Annotated in this window: 20 protein-coding genes and 1 other annotated feature; of the genes, 2 read left to right on the top strand and 18 right to left on the bottom strand. The window is 28.8% G+C overall.

From position 1 onward, the window contains the following. The 5 genes from NSA58_RS06060 to NSA58_RS06040 form a co-directional block, all read right to left on the bottom strand. A partial coding sequence (locus tag NSA58_RS06060) for a Crp/Fnr family transcriptional regulator (protein WP_257560255.1) occupies positions 1-669 on the bottom strand: 669 nt, incomplete at its 3' end. Positions 670-921: 252 nt separating this feature from the next. Further along, positions 922-2,124, bottom strand: coding sequence for an Ig-like domain-containing protein (locus NSA58_RS06055; RefSeq protein ID WP_257560254.1), 1,203 nt, complete (start codon positions 2,122-2,124; stop codon positions 922-924). 133 nt (positions 2,125-2,257) lie between these two features. After that, positions 2,258-3,937 (bottom strand): biosynthetic-type acetolactate synthase large subunit, encoded by a 1,680-nt coding sequence (ilvB, locus tag NSA58_RS06050; RefSeq protein WP_257560253.1) that lies wholly within the window; start codon positions 3,935-3,937, stop codon positions 2,258-2,260. Between the two features lie 28 nt (positions 3,938-3,965). After that, on the bottom strand, positions 3,966-4,955 hold the full coding sequence (ilvC, locus tag NSA58_RS06045) for a ketol-acid reductoisomerase (RefSeq protein WP_039679029.1): 990 nt from the start codon (positions 4,953-4,955) through the stop codon (positions 3,966-3,968). A gap of 81 nt (positions 4,956-5,036) precedes the next feature. Further along, positions 5,037-5,255 carry an ACT domain-containing protein gene (locus NSA58_RS06040; RefSeq protein WP_039679030.1) on the bottom strand — a complete coding sequence of 73 codons (219 nt, stop codon included), beginning with the start codon at positions 5,253-5,255 and terminating at the stop codon, positions 5,037-5,039. 79 nt (positions 5,256-5,334) lie between these two features. After that, positions 5,335-5,596: a binding site (T-box leader), on the bottom strand. Between the two features lie 208 nt (positions 5,597-5,804). Here NSA58_RS06040 and NSA58_RS06035 point away from each other — a divergent pair. Next, on the top strand, positions 5,805-6,008 hold the full coding sequence (locus NSA58_RS06035; RefSeq protein ID WP_039679031.1) for a 4Fe-4S dicluster domain-containing protein: 204 nt from the start codon (positions 5,805-5,807) through the stop codon (positions 6,006-6,008). 8 nt (positions 6,009-6,016) lie between these two features. Next, positions 6,017-6,646 (top strand): 4Fe-4S binding protein, encoded by a 630-nt coding sequence (locus tag NSA58_RS06030; RefSeq protein ID WP_039679032.1) that lies wholly within the window; start codon positions 6,017-6,019, stop codon positions 6,644-6,646. Positions 6,647-6,712: 66 nt separating this feature from the next. Here the strand turns inward: NSA58_RS06030 and NSA58_RS06025 are convergent, their stop codons facing one another. The 13 genes from NSA58_RS06025 to NSA58_RS20960 form a co-directional block, all read right to left on the bottom strand. Next, positions 6,713-7,153: a DUF134 domain-containing protein gene (locus tag NSA58_RS06025; RefSeq protein WP_039679033.1), complete on the bottom strand. Its 441-nt coding sequence runs from the start codon at positions 7,151-7,153 to the stop codon at positions 6,713-6,715. Beyond that, a complete protein-coding gene (locus NSA58_RS06020; protein WP_039679034.1) occupies positions 7,123-7,596 on the bottom strand; it encodes a Fur family transcriptional regulator in 474 nt (157 codons plus the stop codon). The genes NSA58_RS06025 and NSA58_RS06020 overlap by 31 nt, the downstream gene beginning before the upstream one ends. 5 nt (positions 7,597-7,601) lie before the next feature. Further along, positions 7,602-7,958, bottom strand: a complete 357-nt coding sequence (locus NSA58_RS06015) for a NifB/NifX family molybdenum-iron cluster-binding protein (protein WP_039679035.1) — start codon at positions 7,956-7,958, stop codon at positions 7,602-7,604. A 26-nt stretch (positions 7,959-7,984) separates the two neighbouring features. Then, a complete protein-coding gene (locus NSA58_RS06010; RefSeq protein WP_074429415.1) occupies positions 7,985-8,836 on the bottom strand; it encodes an ATP-binding protein in 852 nt (283 codons plus the stop codon). Then, positions 8,827-9,744 carry an ATP-binding protein gene (locus NSA58_RS06005; RefSeq protein WP_330652545.1) on the bottom strand — a complete coding sequence of 306 codons (918 nt, stop codon included), beginning with the start codon at positions 9,742-9,744 and terminating at the stop codon, positions 8,827-8,829. The genes NSA58_RS06010 and NSA58_RS06005 overlap by 10 nt, the downstream gene beginning before the upstream one ends. Before the next feature lie 124 nt (positions 9,745-9,868). Continuing rightward, positions 9,869-10,225 (bottom strand): NifB/NifX family molybdenum-iron cluster-binding protein, encoded by a 357-nt coding sequence (locus NSA58_RS06000; RefSeq protein WP_039679038.1) that lies wholly within the window; start codon positions 10,223-10,225, stop codon positions 9,869-9,871. A 14-nt stretch (positions 10,226-10,239) separates the two neighbouring features. Beyond that, positions 10,240-11,070 carry an Mrp/NBP35 family ATP-binding protein gene (locus tag NSA58_RS05995; protein WP_039679039.1) on the bottom strand — a complete coding sequence of 277 codons (831 nt, stop codon included), beginning with the start codon at positions 11,068-11,070 and terminating at the stop codon, positions 10,240-10,242. Between the two features lie 131 nt (positions 11,071-11,201). Beyond that, the gene (locus NSA58_RS05990; protein WP_257560252.1) at positions 11,202-12,896 is read right to left on the bottom strand and encodes a CoA-disulfide reductase; all 1,695 of its coding nucleotides are present in this window, start codon (positions 12,894-12,896) and stop codon (positions 11,202-11,204) included. Positions 12,897-13,142: 246 nt separating this feature from the next. Next, a complete protein-coding gene (locus NSA58_RS05985; protein ID WP_257560251.1) occupies positions 13,143-13,979 on the bottom strand; it encodes a DegV family protein in 837 nt (278 codons plus the stop codon). 164 nt (positions 13,980-14,143) lie between these two features. Then, positions 14,144-14,539, bottom strand: a complete 396-nt coding sequence (locus NSA58_RS20685; protein WP_330652546.1) for a YdeI/OmpD-associated family protein — start codon at positions 14,537-14,539, stop codon at positions 14,144-14,146. 93 nt (positions 14,540-14,632) lie between these two features. Next, entirely contained in the window at positions 14,633-15,223 is a 591-nt protein-coding gene (locus tag NSA58_RS05975) for an ATP-dependent Clp protease proteolytic subunit (protein WP_039679041.1), read from the bottom strand. Positions 15,224-15,317: 94 nt separating this feature from the next. Beyond that, positions 15,318-16,703, bottom strand: a complete 1,386-nt coding sequence (locus NSA58_RS05970) for a DUF6179 domain-containing protein (protein ID WP_074429412.1) — start codon at positions 16,701-16,703, stop codon at positions 15,318-15,320. Next, positions 16,696-16,866: a DUF6323 family protein gene (locus NSA58_RS20960; protein WP_408648037.1), complete on the bottom strand. Its 171-nt coding sequence runs from the start codon at positions 16,864-16,866 to the stop codon at positions 16,696-16,698. The genes NSA58_RS05970 and NSA58_RS20960 overlap by 8 nt, the downstream gene beginning before the upstream one ends. Positions 16,867-16,874: the final 8 nt, after the last annotated feature.

Below are 16,874 nucleotides of genomic sequence, written 5' to 3'. Positions count from 1 at the left end.
AATTTCAAATTCATTTTTTTTAAATTTTATAATTCCTTCTTTTTGCATTAGAGACAATTCATGGGATAAAACGCTTCTATTTACACATAAATAGTTAGCTAGTTGGTCTCTATCAAAAGATATTTTAAACTTGTTTGAATTATTATTCTTTTTTTGAATTGATAAATAAATCATAATTTTATCCCTTATACTTTTTTGAGATACCAGCTCTATTTTATGGCATTTTTTTGCACAAATATTTGCTAAACATGTAATGACATTACCATAAATCTTTGAAGTATCCTCTTCAGATATAACTTTCCCCTTTTCTAATATTTTTTTATCTATTTTTAAAATAAAAGATGGCTTAGTTGCATAGGCATAGTAAAAACTATTTCGAGATGGTGTACATAATATATCTAAACCAAAAACTTCATGAGTTTTCAACTTAGATAATAAACTCTCACTACCGTCAGGACAATATTTGCACACATTTACTTCTCCTTCTAGTACTAAACCTAGATAATCAATGTAATCATCTTCCTTTATAATCAATTCACCTTTTTTTATAAAAACAACTTTATATGATAAAGAAGACAAGAATTCTTTTATTATAGCCTTGTCTACACCTTTAAATATTATAGATTTTGAACATATTTCCGTTACTCTATCCTCATTGAAATCCATCATAATACCCACCTCTTTTCCCCTTAAGTAATTATACCATTTTTGTATTAAAAAGTTGTTGCTCAAAAACTCATTTATATTATATAAAACAAAAAGTATGTTGTTCATACAACATACTTTCAAAAGTATTAATTACAGTATATAATTTTTATTTCATCTTTATTAAAGATTCGGTTATAACTTGTCCATTTTTATTGCTATAAATTTAGTCTATTTATATATTACAATAGTTTAAAAGACAATAAAAGCATCATATTATTTAACTGTTACACTTTTTGAAGATGAAGCAAAACCTTTTTTGGACATTTTAACTGTTATAACTTTCTTCTTTGATTGTTTAGGTATAGAAATTGAGTAAGTTCCATTTGATTTAACTGTAGATTTACCTATTTCTTTGTTATTAACATAAGCTCTTACTGTTGCTCCCTTAGAACCTTTACCAGTTATTGTTTTTTGTGTTGATTTTACAGAGTTAACTGTAAGTAATTTAGTGAAAACTTTTTTAACAGTTACAGTTTTAGATTTTGTAATATAACCTTTTTTATACATTTTTACTAATATGTCTCTACCAGAAGATTGTTTTGATATTTTCATAGAATAAGTACCATCTGATTTTACTGTAGCTTCTCCTATTTTTTTACCATCTACAAAAGCTCTTACTGTTGCTCCGCTTTTCCCTTTACCAGTTATTCTTGTTGAAGTTGATTTTACTTGATTAACTGTAAATGTAGAGAACTTAGCATATTCAACCTCTACTAAATTCAGTTTTGCACCATAACCTTCTTTTTCTATTTTAATCATTAATACAGAGTCTTCCTCTTGCTTAGGAATAGTTACTTTATATGTATTATCTGATTTTACAGTTGTTGTATATGTTTTAAAATTCTCTGTCGTAACACTTACTTTTGCACCAGCTACACCTGTTCCTGATAAAGAAGTTGCTCCTGGCAATACTTTTTTTACAGTGAAAGGTGACATTGTTTTTAAAGTTTTTGTTGTCTTAGGACTTATTGTATAATTCCCTTTAGTTGCGGTTACTAATATTATATATTCACCTTTTTTTAACTTTAAATTTACCTTATTTGATATCTCTTTTGAATTACTTACTCTTGTATCTGACCATATTACTGATTCCCCATCACTACCAACCATTGCTATTTCAAATAATTTTGATGTTGACTTATAGCTCAGATTTATACTCTTATCACTAGCTAATTTAAACTTGTACATTATCATAGACAAATCTGCATTAACTGTATATTTTTTTTCAGTATCTAATTTGATACTACTAGTTTTAGTTTCTACTTCTGCATTTTCATCAAACAGGATATCTCCTAAAATATCTTCCACACTTGTGCTTCTTGGAATTGCATTTGTTAGTTCATCTGCAAAAGATGATGCTGTTATACTTATTATCATCATAAATGATAGTAACAGTGATAATAATTTTTTCTTCATTGATTTCCCCCCAATTTACATATTTATTCTAAAGATAACACTTGATGGTAATTAATTCCACCTTTCTTAAGCTATTGTAACTTATTTGTTAAAAAATGAGCAAGCGAGCTTATTTTAAACTCACTTGATTATTTTAATTACATATTAAATTTAATAATGTTTCATTTGGAGGTACTATTGGATAAACATCATAGTCAGTATTTATTACACATTCTAAAAATACAGGCCTATCTATATTTATCTCACTTAAAATAGTTTTTAGTTCTTCTATATTTGTCGCCTTATACCCATCTATTCCATAGGCTTTTGCTAACATTACATAGTCAACACTAGGATCTACGTTTGTTTCTGAGTATCTTTTATTTGAGAAAAGTTTTTGCCACTGTCTAACCATTCCTAGAGTAGAATTATTAAACAGTAATATTAACATAGGTATTTTATAAGTAGAAACTGTAGCCATTTCATTACAGTTCATTCTAAAACTTCCGTCTCCTGTAACTAAAACTACATTTTTATTTGGTACACCAAGTTTTGCTCCTATAGCTGCACCTAATCCAAATCCCATGGTTCCAAGTCCTGCTGATGTTATAAAGCTTTTTCCAAGAGGAAAATTCCAATACTTAGCAGTCCACATTTGATGCTGACCAACGTCTGTAACTGTTACTGTATTATCGCCTATTCTTTTGTTTACTAAAGATAATATATTTTGTGGATGGAACTCTTCTTCACCTATGATATGTTCTTTGTCCTCATAAGTTTTTATTTCATCTTTCCACTTAGAATTATCCTTTTTATCTACTTTATTATATAAATCTTTAAGCAAAAACGATAAATCTCCCACCAAATCAACCTCTGCTTTTATATTTTTATTTATTTCAGAAGGATCTATATCTATGTGAATTACCTTAGCATTTTTAGCAAATTCAGAGCTCTTACCTATTACCCTATCACTAAATCTAGCTCCTATAGCTATTATTAAATCTGAGTTGGATATAGCTAAATTTCCTTCCCTGCTACCATGCATTCCTAGTAAACCTAAAGATAATTCATCATTTCTATCTATGTCCCCTAGACCCATTATTGTATTTAATACTGGAGTGTCTATTTTTTTTGCAAAATCCACAAGGAGTTTTTCCTCGTTTGCAGATTTCACGCCTCCTCCAGCATATATTATTGGTCTTTTACAATCTCTTATTAACTCACGAGCTAAATCTACTTTTTTCTTATTTTCACACTCTTCTTTTAGTTCAAATTCGCTCTTTGAAGGATTTTCTAAATTAGATGGAATGTAATCATCTAAATTAAAATCAATTTCTGCCAACATTAAATCCTTTGGGATATCTATTAATACAGGACCTTTTCTTCCACTATTGGCAATTTTGAATGCTTCTCTTATGGTTTTTGGCAAGTCTTCTACTTTTCTTAATAAGAAATTGTGTTTTGTTACTGATAAAGTAACACCAGTTATATCTATTTCTTGAAAAGAATCTTTTCCTAGCAAAGCTGTAGGAACTTGACCGCTAAAGCATACTAAAGGAGAAGAGTCCATATATGCTGTTGCTATTCCTGTAATTGCGTTTGTTGCTCCTGGACCTGAAGTTAAAAAGCATACACCTACCTTATTACAACTTCTTGCATATCCATCAGCAGCGTGAACTGCTCCTTGTTCATGAGAAGTTCTAACATGATTTAATTTATCTGTATAATCATATAAAGCATCATAAAGAGGTATCACCGCTCCTCCAGGGTAACCAAATATGGTGTCTACCCCTTCCTTTATAAGACATTCTAATATTACTCTTGACCCATCCACCTAATTTACCTCCTTTTATATATAAATCTTATTTATTTAAGAAAGTCATCATACTTCTTAAATTTCTACCTGTTTCTGATATTTCTGCATGATATTGTTGAGTTCTTCTATTTAAGAAATCTTCACATCCATCTTCATTTTCTTGTATCCACTCTTTTGCAAATTTTCCATTTTGTATATCTGTAAGTACATCTTTCATAGCTTCTTTAGACGCATCATTTATTACTCTAGGTCCTGATACATATCCACCCCATTCAGCAGTATCACTTACTGAATAATTCATTCTTTCAAGTCCACCTTCATACATTAAATCAACTATTAATTTCATTTCATGTAAGCATTCAAAATAAGCAACTTCTGGTTGATATCCTGCATTTACTAAAGTTTCAAATCCAGCTTTTATTAACTCTTCACAACCACCACAAAGTACTGCTTGCTCTCCAAATAAATCTGTTTCAGTTTCTTCTTTAAAAGTAGTTTCAAGTACTCCAGCTCTAGTTCCACCTATTCCCTTAGCATAAGCAAGAACTGTCTCTTCTGCTTTCCCACTGGCATTTTGATATACTGCAAATAAACAAGGAACTCCACTTCCTTCTTTGTAAACAGATCTTACTAAGTGTCCTGGTCCTTTTGGTGCTACCATTACTACATCCACAAATTCTGGTGGATTTATTAAGTTATAATGTATGTTAAATCCATGAGCAAAAGCTAAAGTTTGACCTTCTCTTAAATTTTCTTTTATATGCTCATCATATATTTTCTTTTGAGCTGTATCTGGCATTAAGCACATAACTACATCACTTTGTTTAGTAGCATCTGATACGCTTACCACTTCAAATCCATCATTTTTAGCTTTTTCTCTTGATTTACTAGTATCATGTAATCCTACTACTACCTCTACACCGCTATCTCTAAGGTTTTGCGCATGAGCATGACCTTGACTTCCATATCCAAGTACTGCTACCTTTTTCCCTTTTAAGGCATCCATTTTTACATCTTGTTCATAAAACATTTTCATTTCAATTTTCCCCCTGTGTTTAGTTAAAATTTATAGTTATGAATCTATCTTTTTAGATATTTCTTCATATTCATTTAATCACTACATTACTTTTAAGTCAGATACATCATGTAACTTTCTCATATAATTTATTACATCTTCTAAAGATGTTGTTTCATCATTTATTGTTAATTGCATTCCACAGTTTTCTACTGATATACTCATTGATTCAACTTCTAACTCTTTTCTTCTAAGGGTCATTGCCACCCTTAAGAATGAATCCATGCCTTGATTTAAATTTGCATATACATTTCTTTTCATATAAATTACCTCCTATTAACTCTTTACAGTTTTTATGCAATAAAAAAACTTCCGCCATTATAAGCAACATTTGTTTGCTCATAAGGACGAAAGTTATATTCCGCGGTACCACCTTACTTATAACCTAAAAAAATATACAGGTTATCTCTCATTTATTCTAGTCAGAGCTAATCTTAACTATAGCTAAGTAACGCTAGCATACGTTCATATTTACTAAGAAAACTTTTCAATATGAAAGCTGGGAGTGATCATTATATACTTAAATTAACACCAATTCTCAGCAATCTTGGCTCTCTGTAATTAATTAGATTAAGTATTTTTGTCTCCGTCAACGCTTTTAAAATTTATTAATTTCAATTTATAACAGTAATTATATTTAGGTTATTATATAATGTCAACCTGTTTTTTGAAATTTTCTGAATCTTCTTTTTAATATACAATCCACACAAATACGAATGTAACTATATCACTGTATTTTATCTATTAAAATATTATAATATTTTTAAATCGATATAATAATATTTTTTAATCATTAAGGAGGGTAAATAAATGGCTAAAATAAAGAGAAAAGCAATTATAGATAAGGACTACTGTGTTGCTTGCGGTACTTGTGTAAAGGTATGTCCTTTTAATTTAATACACATAGAACAAGGTGTCTTTGCAGATATAAACTTAGATAAATGTGTCGGATGTGGAAAGTGTGCGAAATCATGTCCTGCATCTGTTATAAATATAGAAAAAATGGAGGTTTAAGAATAATTATGACTAAAAATAAAAAGACTTTTAAAGATTATATGTGGATTTTAAGTGTCACATACTTAGCATTAGGATTTTTTAATATACTATTTGCGTGGCTAGGTCTATTATGTTTCTCAATACCTCTAATAATTTCTTTAACTGGTCATGGTAAAACTTATTGCAACATTTACTGTGGTAGAGGTCAAATGTTAGATTTAATTGGAAATAAACTGAAATTATCAAAAAATAGAGACATTCCTAAATTTTTAAGAAGTAAGTGGTTTAGATATGGATTTTTAACATTCTTTATGACCATGTTTATTGTTATGTTATTTAATACTTACTTAGTGTTTAATGGAACTAATGGATTGAAAGAAGTTGTAAAATTACTTTGGACATTTAAAGTTCCTTGGTCATGGACTAATACTAGTCTGGTAACTCCGTGGGTAGCTCAATTCGCCTTCGGATTCTATAGTATGATGTTAACATCAACAATCCTTGGAATAATAACAATGTTATTGTATAAACCAAGATCTTGGTGTGTTTATTGCCCAATGGGAACTATGACACAATTAATATCAAAAGCAAAATATACTGATAAAAGCAATATATCATGTAACAGTTGTAGTAACTGTTCTAGCAATGTTATCTAAAAAAACTATTCAAATATAAAATAGGCATTACCTTATATTAAGGATGATGCCTATTTTATATTACAACTATTTATTTTTATCACACCATATTTTGCATATATGTGCTTTTTTACTACAAAGTACATTTTTTGAACCACATGAAGGACACTTTTCTTTATCTTGTAAATAATTTATCTCATAAATATTATCACAATCAAGACATTTAAATTTGCAGAATTTGGCTCTATAATTTCCACCATCTATTCTTATTGCCTTTCCTTGAGTTAAGGCTATAGCAACTTTTTCTCTAGCTGAATCTATAATATTTTGAAAAGTTTGTCTAGATACCTTCATTTTTTCTGCACACTCTTCTTGATTTAATTTTTCAATATCTTTAAGCCTCATGGCCTCTAGTTCTTCTAATTTTAGTATTACTTCCTCTAATTCACATTTAGACTTTCCCATTGGAGTAAAATAAGTACTCTCTGGGAAAAAATCTACTGTTCTAACTTTTGTTGGTCTTGCCATCTAAACTCCTCCTTACATTTGGAACATAGTCCTGTAAAAATAATATCTATGTCATATATATCCAAATCCTTTTCCATTTCTGCTTTATTTTTTAATTCTAAACATTGTAAATTAATATCTTTACTTTTAATATCAATTATACTATTACATTTAGAACATTTAAAGTGAATATGAAAAGGATCTTTGCTAAATATTTTTAGTTCAAAATATCCTATGCCATTGATGTTTATTTCTTTAACTATATCAAATGTTTTAAAAAGGTTTAAAGTTCTATGAATTGTACTAAGACCAATTCTTTTATCTTTTAATCTATCATGAATTTCTTTTGAGTTTAAATGAGTTTTACTTTCGATTAGCACCTCTAATATGGCCAACTTTTGAATAGTAAATTTATACCCATTATTTTTTAAAATCTTTTCGATTCTTACAACAATATCATCCATGTTATTTATTCATTACAGTGACCTTCATGCATGTGTTCTCTGCAAACACTTCCACTTGATACTAGTGTTCCATCAATATATTTATTTATTATATCATCAGTTGATCCACTAGCTCCCACTATTACATCTATATTATTGTCTGCAAATAATTGTTGTGCTGTTTCTCCCATACCTCCAGATATAATGATATTTACATCTAAATCTTTTAAAAATACTGGTAGAAAACCTGGTCTATGCCCTGGATTAGCAACAAATTCTTTTTTTGAAATACCATTATTTTCTATATCATATATTTCAAATCCTTCACAATGACCAAAATGACCACTTACACACTTATTTTCACTTGCAACTGCTATTTTCATTTTACATACCTCCATTAATTTATTAATTATATTTTAATTATTTTTTTAATATTATTTAACATATCCTCAATAGCTTTTTTTGCCAGACTATTGTCATATTTAGTTATGGGCTTTAGTTCATTTATAGATTTTACAACAATGTTATCGTAAGGAATTTTTCCAACAAGATCAATATTTTTACTTCTTAAATATTCATCTATTTCTTTTGACATGTCTTCGTTAATATCATATTTGTTTATACATGCCATAGTAAAAATACCAAAATGATTGCAAAGATCTACAACTCTTGTCAAATCTTTAATTCCTGATTTAGTTGGTTCTGTTACTACTAGTACTGCGTCACTTCCTGTTATGGAAGATATTACAGGACAACCAATTCCTGGGGAACCATCTATTATGGTAAAACTATTATTGTCATTAGCTGATGATGCATTTCTTCTCAACTGGCTTATTAATTTACCAGAACCATCACTTCCAATTTCCATTTCTGCTCTAGATATTACTCCTTTGGCCACTTTGCTTAAAAATACATCTGCTGTTTTTGCATCTTTTAATTTTATAGCTTCATAAGGACATACTAATTTACATGCTCCACATCCTTCACATAAAAATGGATCTATTTTGTAATTTTTAATAGCTGAAAATTTACATACTAATTCACATTTATTACATTGTTTGCATAAGTCTTTATTTATTTCAGCTTTTTTGCCTCCAATAAAACTACTTTCTTCTATATTCTTACCTTTGTAAAACAGATGAAAATTAGGTGCATCTACGTCACAGTCAACTCTTGTTACATCATTAATTAATTCACTTAATGCTGTTGCTATAGTTGTTTTTCCTGTTCCACCTTTTCCACTTAATACAACTAGTTCCAAGGTAGCACCTCCTTTAATCTATTAGAAAGCTTGTCAAATATGCGTTTGTAATTCGGATCACTGTAAAGCATTTCACCTTTTGAATATATTCTTGCAGCTTCTTTATCATAAGGTATACTTCCTAATAAGGTGATTTTTTCATCTATGCAATATTCTTTAATTATGTTATTTTCATCATCCTCTTTGTTTATAACTATACAAAATGGAATTTTATATAGTTTTACAAGCTCTACTGCCATTTTTAAATCATGAAGTCCAAATTGAGATGGTTCTGTTACAAGTATGGCTACATCTGCATAATTAAGGGCATTTACCACATTGCAAGATGTTCCAGGAGGACAATCAATTAAATTATTACCCTGTGGAAGGTTTTTCAAAAGTGTTTTAATAACAGGTACAGCCATTGGCTCACCCACATTTAAAACACCTCTAATACAATTTAAATCATTGATACTACCTATTTCTATTTTACCAATCTCTCTTTTTCCATATGATATAGCATCAAATTTACAACTTATTTGACAAGCTCCACAACCATGACATAATTTATCAAATAAAAGTATCTTATTATTTGATTTTGCAAGAGCATTAAATTGACATACCTCTACACATTTTCCACAATTTGTACACTTATCTTTATCTATAATTGGATATTCTACCATAACCTTTTCTTCATTATGTATTTTGGGGTTTAGAAATAAAAAACCATTAGGCTCTTCCACATCACAATCTATATAATTGCTTTTTAGTGCTAAAGACAAATTTGTTGATACAGTTGTTTTTCCTGTGCCACCCTTTCCACTAAGTACAGCTATATTCATTGTCAATTCATCTCCTATAAAAAATTCGCTTCGCTCATATCGCCAACCATATATCTTTGCTCCACTGCAGATACATCCGTTGCTCAAAATCCCCTTCGCTCATATCGCCAACGATATATCTTTGCTCCGCTACAGATACATCCGTTGCTCAAAATTCGCAACCCTTTAGAGACATGTCGGCGAAACACTCCATGTGGCCAAATTAAAGATACTATCCTTGATGTGGTGCTCCACAAGAGTTTATTTCTTCAAGTTCTTTATTATTATATTTTTCAATAACTTCATCTATTGGTAAACTAGAACATTTATATGCTTTTATATTAGATTCACTAATTATATCAAATGCATTTGGTCCAAGGCTTCCTGTAATAATAACCTGAACTTTTTCATCTATTAACTGATTTGAAGAAGCAATTCCAGCACCTCCAGATGCTGTAAATCCTTTATTTTCAATTACATTAAATTCTTTACTATCTGTATCATAAATTTGAAAATAATTACATCTTCCAAATCTTTGATCTAGTAAACTTTCTTTTGTTCTCCCATTTGTAGAAATGGCTATTTTCATGTTGAACTCTCCTTTTACTTATTAATATTTAGTTCATCTATTATTTTTTTTACTATAGGATTAAATACCTGATCTAAATCTTCTTTTTCCCTATTATCTTGTGATAGCTTACTTATGCTACTTAACATTGGTAGTTCACCAAATAGTTTTAAGTTATTTTCTTGTAAAAATTTATTTGTACTTTCTCCATCAAACAACTTAATTTTTTTGCCACAATCTTCACATATTATGTAGCTCATATTCTCAACTACCCCAAGTAGTCTTACATTCATTTTTTTAGTCATCTTTACAGCTTTTGACACTATCATAGATACAAGATCTTGAGGAACAGATATCATAACTACTCCATTTATAGGAATTGATTGCATTACTGTAAGTGCTACATCTCCTGTTCCTGGTGGCATATCTATAAGAAGATAATCTAAATCTTCCCAGATAACATCTGTCCAAAACTGTTTAACCATATTAGATAACATAGGACCTCTCCATATTACAGGGTCATCCTCATTATCTGTAATTAAATTCAAGGACATAATTTTTATGCCATCCTTATTCTGCACAGGTAAAATTCCCTGTTCAATATATGTTGCTCTTTTATCTTTTACTCCTAATAATCTTGGAATACTGGGTCCTGTTATATCTGCATCTAATACACCAACTTTATATCCTTGTTTTTTCAATGTTTTGGCTATTAATGAACATATGGATGATTTTCCTACTCCACCCTTTCCACTCATTACCCCTATTATTTGTTTAACATTATTTAAAGGATTATTTTCAATCATACAACTTTCTTTGTCCTTTGTGCATTTTTGTGCAGTTGGACAGCTGTTACAACTAGCCATATTTTCATCTCCCACTTAGTTATTAGCATATGCTAATTAAATATTAGCACCATTTATAGTTATTGTCAAATGCCAATAACTATTTTTTTCATAAAAAATAGAGGATATTTCTTATCCTCTATTCTTTATAACTATAAAATTACTTCTAAGCTTTCATCTTGATCACTTATCAATTTTTCTGCATTTTTTATACTGCTATAAGTTTTATATCCACCATCTATATTTGAAGTATTATATCCATATTGATTTAAAATAGTGCATGCAATGTATCCTCTTAATCCAACTTGGCAACATACATATATTTTTCTATCCTTAGGTATTTCATTTAGTCTATCTCTCAATTGTCCTAATGGTATATTTATAACATTTGGTATAGATCCATTTGCAACTTCATATTCTTCTCTTACATCCAAGATATATTCATTATTTTTCACCAAGTCCTCAACTTCATACCATTGTGTATTTTCAACTATATTTTCCATAATATTTGCACCACAGTATCCCATCATATTTACTGGATCTTTAGCCGAATTGTAGGGTGGAGCATAACATACTTCTGTGTCTTGTAAATCATATACTGTAAATCCTGCTTTTATAGAATTTGCTATTAAATCTATACGTTTATCTATTCCAACTTCTCCCACACCTTGAGCACCTAATATTTTACCTGTTTCTGGATTAAATAACATTTTAAATGAAACTTGCGTTGCTCCTGGATAATATCCCGCATGAGATGCTGGGTGAATATGAATCGCTTCATATGGAATACCATGTTCTTTAAGAGTTTTTTCATTATTTCCTGTTGCTGCTACAGTTAAATCAAATACTTTTGCAACTAACGAACCTAAAGTTCCTTTATATTCTACATCTTTTCCTGATAATATATCTGCCACTAACCTACCTTGTCTATTTGCAGGCCATGCTAAAGGAATCATTGTCGGTTTTTTATTTACAAAATCTATAACCTGTACAGCATCACCTACAGCATATATGTCTTCATCTGAAGTTCTCATCTTACTATTTACAACAATAGCTCCTCTTTCATTTACTTCTAGTCCAGCATCTTTTACTATTGAACTTTCAGGTGTTACACCTATAGAAAGAATAATCATATCTGTTTCAATTTCTTTTCCACTTCTTAAAATAACTTTTTTACCATTATTTTTGAACTTAGCAGGCTTATCTTTTAATATTAATTTTACACCTTTTTCTATTAAATGAGAGTGAAGTATGCTTGCCATTTCATAGTCCACAGGTTTCATAACTTGTTCTCTTGAGTGAACTAATGTTACTTCAACTCCTCTTTCATGTAAGTTTTCAACCATTTCTAACCCTATAAATCCACCACCTATTACAATAGCTTTTTGCGGCTTTTTAATATCAACATAACTTTTTATTTTATCAGTATCTGCAATATTTCTAAGAGTAAATATATTTTCACAAGATTTTATTCCTTCTATATCTGGTATTTTAGGCATAGCTCCTGGTGAGAGTATTAGCTTGTCATATGTCTCTTCATATATCTCTCCAGTTTTATGATTTTTTACCTTAACTTTTTTATTGTTTTTATCTATTTCTATGACTTCACTTAAATTTCTAACATCTAAATTAAATCTTTCTTTCATTCCTTCTACAGTTTGAACAAGAAGAAAACCCCTATTTTTTATACTCTCCCCTATGTAATATGGAAGTCCGCAGTTTGCAAACGATATGTACTCTCCCTTTTCAAACATAATTATTTCAAAATCTTCATTTAATCTTCTAAGTCTTGCCGCTGCAGAGGCTCCACCTGCTACTCCTCCAACTATTAAAACTTTTTTAGACATGTTTTTCCCCTCCTCTTGGATTTTATCCATATAATTATATTATAGTATCAATAGTTGCAGAATACATCTTATTTAGTAAGTTATTGCTTATCATTTGATAATACTAGTATAAAATTCATATTTATAATAATATTGTTACACAATGTAAAAGAGTTGTTGAAGAACTATCTCATATCCTTGTCTGTAAAAAAGAGCTACCTTATAAATAATTTTTAATTATTTATAAGGTAGCTCTTAATCTCATTTTTATAAAACACTTACCAATATGGCACCTTCTGATGTATAAGTTCCCATAACTGAACCTATTTCGCTTATAATAATTTCTTCAAAATCGTGATTTTTCAGTATTATTTCCTTAGCTTTTTCCGCCTTTTCTAAACAATTTGCATGAGCTATAGCTAAAGATGTATAGTTTCCATTACTAATCATATCACTAATTTTTCCTGCAACCTTTTTTATAGAATTATTGCATCCTCTTGCCGAATCTATTGGTTTTACCTCACCATCACCAACTTTTATTATAACTTTCATATTTAAAGCATTTATGAGCTTTCCAGCTAATGGATTTACCCTTCCACCTTTTATTGCATTTTCTAAAGTTTCCAATGAGCCATAGAAAAATTTATCTTTCTTTAATTTTTCTATTTCATCTATTACCTCTTCAAAAGTCTTGCCTTCTTCCACCAATTTAGCAGCTTTTATAATAAATTGTCCCTGTGCTATTGATCCTGTTTCTGTATCTATTACTGCTATTTTTTTATTTGGATTTTCTTCTAACATCATATTTTTAGCAAGAAGAGCTGCCGAGTAAGTTCCTGATAAAGCTGAGGCTATAGTAAATATTATTACATCCTCATCTCCTTCATAACTTTGCATAAATTTATCCGGTGATGGACATGAAGTTTTTGGTAATTCTTTTGAATTTCTCATTCTTTCATAAAACTCACTTTTGTCCAATTCTCCGTCTATGTAGGTATCTTCTCCAAAAGAGACATTTAATGGTACTATGTTTATATTATATTTTTCAATTATATCCTTATTTAAATCGCAAGAGCTATCTGTTATTATTTTTATTTTTTTCATGATTATATATACTCCTTTTCATAGCATAAGTCGGTCGTCCGACCGATTATTAATATAATTATATCCTCTACCAATATTAATGTCAATCATTTCTTTTGAATATCAAATTATTTTATTTAAAAATCGTCATAATTCCTTACAATAAAAATAAAGCTATGATATAATCATAACTTTACTTTATCTTTTAATTTCAAAATTGCTTCAGTAATTCTTTTTTCTCTTGTTTCAGCCTTTTTCTCACTATTTATCAAATTTACATATTTTCTTTTCCCAGAATAAGATAGTATTTCATAAAATTCTTTTGCTTCCAAATTTTCTTCCATAATCTTCGCAAAATCCTTTGGAACCTCTACTACTCTTTCTTCTTCATCTTTTTCAACTTCAACAAATATGATGTCTCCTGGGTCTTTTCCTAATTTTTTTCTAATATCTTTGGTTATTCCTATTATATGGCACCGTCCACCCATTTTAACTATGGAACCACGGTACTCTATATTATCAAATTTAGCCTTCACTTTCACTCTTTTGGCACTAAATTCCTTTTCCACATCGAAAGGAATCTCATATAATATAAGTTTTTATTTTATCATCTTCTACAAATAAAAAACAATACTTCTTAATTTATAGAAAGAGGGTCTATACAGACCCTCTTTCTATAAACTTGGTAATTCATCATAAGATGTTATTACTTTATTTACTATTCCATAATCCACTGCTTCATTACAATTTAACCAATAATTTCTATCTGTATCATTTTGTACTTTTTCTAGTGGTTGATTTGTAGCAGCACTTATTATTTTATTTATTCTTTCACGAACTCTAGCGATTTCTAAAGCTTCTATATGAAGATCTGTTGCTTGACCTCTACATTGACCAAGTGGTTGATGTATCATATATCTTGTATTTGGTAAAGAGTATCTATTTTCTTTATCAGCGGCAAGATATATGGTTATTCCAGCACTAGCTACCCATCCTGTACCTATAACTATAACCTTTGGTTTTACAAATTTAATCATGTCATGAATAGTATCCCCAGCTTCAACATGTCCACCTTGACTATTGATAAATATTTTTATAGGTTCATCACCCATTTCTTGTAAAATTAATAATTGTGTAGATACTTTTTCTGCTAATTCTTGATTTATCTCTCCTGAAATAAATATTGTTCTAGATTTTAGTAGTTTTTCCATCACTACACTAGATGTATCTTTTCCCTTTTCTTCTTTTTCCCCTAAATAAATCATTAACGTTCTCCTTTTATACTGTATTAATATAAATCATTTAAAGATAAATGTTAATTTATCCCTTATTAAACATTATATCTCTATCTTAATTACCTTACAACTTTCCATTTATTAAATTTTCTATTTCTTTTAATTTATTTTCACTTAATGATTTTAGATATTCTATATATAGTTCTTCCCATTCATAATTTGTATCTATCTTATTTGATAGAATTTTTATAATATCTAATTTTTCCATTCTATATTCTCCATAGAAAACTAACTTACCTAAAATACTAAGCTCCAAATTACTTAAAGACATGAATAAAAGTAAGTATTCGTCTTCAAAAATACAGTTACTTTTTAATATATCTACATAATCTTTTATGGAATTTATATTTTTATTGATTATCTCTATTTTCTCATAGATATTATCACTTTCTAATATTTCTTCTACAACTGATCTAAAAGTATCGTCATCTAATCTAATTTCTTCATCAATAATTAAATGATTTTCATCATTTTTAACTTTATCTGTTATTACTAAAACGCTGATTAAGTTATCTCTTTTTATTGCATCAATTGTAAGATTTATCAAACTTTCTTCATACCCTTTTAAATAAGCGCTCTCATATTCTCCTAAGCTATAGCATTTAATTATTTTATTTATTATCAAACTAATTAAAGTTTTTACTTCTTCTTTATTTAGTTTTTTTAAATTATCGTTCAACTTTTCAAAATCATTTTTACTAATTTCTAAAGACTCATTATTACAAAGAATTGAAAAAACTGCATTGTTAATTGTCATTTCAAAAATATTTATAAGTAAATCTCTATAATCAATTTTATAAGTATCTCCATAAGATTTTAATATTTTATGAATATCATCATTATTAAACTTGTTGCATATTTCATTTTCCAGATATAGATTCCATAGATAATTTTTTATATAATAAAGACCTACCACATCCCAATCATCAAAAGCCAATGGATAATCTATATCTGCCACACATTCATCTGGCTCAAATTCTAAATTATAGAACTTAAAAAAATTAGAAATTCCAAACAAAGTGTCTTTATAAGCTGTTAAATCAGTATAAATTTGATTTTTTAATGTTCTTTTATATAGCTTTTCAGTATGAATAAAGTCTTCTTTTAAAATTATCTTTCCCTTTTCATAAATATATGATATTTCTTCTTCCTTTAAAGTTTTTATAGCCAATTCTATATTTTCAAAAGTATTCATATAAGCATCTATTGTATACCATATTCCAATTATAAGTTTTTCTGCTTTTTCAACTGTAACTGAGCTACTTTCTCCTTTTGTGTACTTTAATATTAAATCTTTTAAAATTTCTCCTATCTTAATTTGTACATTATATAGAAAAGCTTTAGGCAAAATTTTACATCTTACACATTCATTTATTAAAGATATAGTATATTGATATTTTGAAAGATTACCAGAGTTAAAGTCTTTACTAATAAATTGTAAGTTATTCATCTTCACCCATCCTTCCAAGTCGGAAATCCAATGCATATTTTTCCGCTAAGTTTTGCACATTGTCAATTCTTCCACTAGTTTCTTCATAAAATTCACCAATAATATCTATAATTTCATTATCACTTATTTTATCTAAAGTTTCATTTTTTAGGTAATAAAAAATATCTTGTA

Origin of the sequence: Terrisporobacter muris (assembly GCF_024621905.1) — a bacterium.
Taxonomy (GTDB): domain Bacteria; phylum Bacillota; class Clostridia; order Peptostreptococcales; family Peptostreptococcaceae; genus Terrisporobacter; species Terrisporobacter muris.
Note: the sequence above shows the minus strand (reverse complement) of the source record. Positions and strands in the feature narration are given on the sequence as shown.